Here is a 1147-nt window from a genome sequence, read left to right on the forward strand (position 1 = left end):
AAATGGATAAGGCTCTGGCAGCGTGAAGGGCGGGTCTGTCGGCCCCGAAAAAATGCATCGTCGCTTCCAGCCCTGATACCCGTGCAGCTTCAGGCGGAGCCTTCTCTCCCAACATTCGAACCACCATCCTGTTCACCTCCCACTGCCTGCCACATAAAATGTCGGGGCGGAGAAATAACACTGACTCATCCCTCTGCTGAGCTCATGAGCACAGTCCTGCGCGAGCTGATGCGGGGGGCTGTATGATAAATCTTCCCGCCGGCACTAAAATCTGGCTGGTTGCCGGCATCACCGACATGCGCAACGGCTTCAACGGTCTCGCCGCAAAGGTGCAGACGGCGCTGAAAGATGACCCGATGTCCGGCCACGTCTTCATCTTCCGGGGACGTAGCGGCAGTCAGGTCAAACTGCTGTGGTCCACCGGTGACGGGCTGTGCCTGCTGACAAAGCGACTGGAACGTGGTCGCTTCGCCTGGCCATCGGCCCGTGATGGCAAAGTGTTCCTCACCCCGGCGCAGCTGGCGATGCTGATGGAAGGTATCGACTGGCGACAGCCAAAGCGGTTACTGACGTCCCTGACCATGTTGTAGCGCTCTTTATCCTGGTTGTCGCAGAATAACCCTGGTAAAATACGGGGTTATGAACGACACCTCTTCTGACGACATCCTTCTGCTGAAACAGCGCCTGGCCGAACAGGCAGCGCTGATCCACGCCCTGCAGGAAAAGCTGAGCAACCGGGAACGCGAAATAGACCATCTGCAGGCACAACTGGATAAACTGCGCCGGATGAACTTCGGCAGCCGTTCCGAAAAGGTATCCCGCCGTATCGCGCAGATGGAGGCTGACCTGACCCGGCTTCAGCAGGAAAGCGATACGCTGACTGGTCGGGTGGATGACCCGGCGGTACAGCGCCCGCTGCGCCAGACCCGCACCCGTAAACCGTTCCCCGAATCGCTTCCCCGTGATGAAAAGCGGTTGTTACCCGCAGAGCCGTGTTGCCCGGAGTGCGGTGGTTCGCTGAGTTACCTGGGTGAGGATGCCGCCGAACAGCTGGAGCTGATGCGCAGCGCCTTCCGGGTTATCCGTACGGTGCGCGAAAAGCATGCCTGTCGTCGGTGTGACCGCATCGTTCAGGCCCCGGCGCCTT

2 protein-coding genes are annotated in these 1147 nt (G+C 59.7%); both read left to right on the forward strand.

The genetic code is table 11. The features are described from left to right. Positions 1-242 precede the first annotated feature (242 nt). A complete protein-coding gene (gene tnpB / locus GJV78_RS22640) occupies positions 243-590 on the forward strand; it encodes an IS66 family insertion sequence element accessory protein TnpB (protein ID WP_000609174.1) in 348 nt (115 codons plus the stop codon). A 49-nt stretch (positions 591-639) separates the two neighbouring features. Then, on the forward strand, positions 640-1147 hold a 508-nt coding region (locus GJV78_RS22645), incomplete at its 3' end, for an IS66 family transposase (RefSeq protein WP_209439287.1).

It is taken from the genome of Intestinirhabdus alba, assembly GCF_009711095.1.
GTDB classification, from domain to species: Bacteria; Pseudomonadota; Gammaproteobacteria; order Enterobacterales; family Enterobacteriaceae; genus Intestinirhabdus; species Intestinirhabdus alba.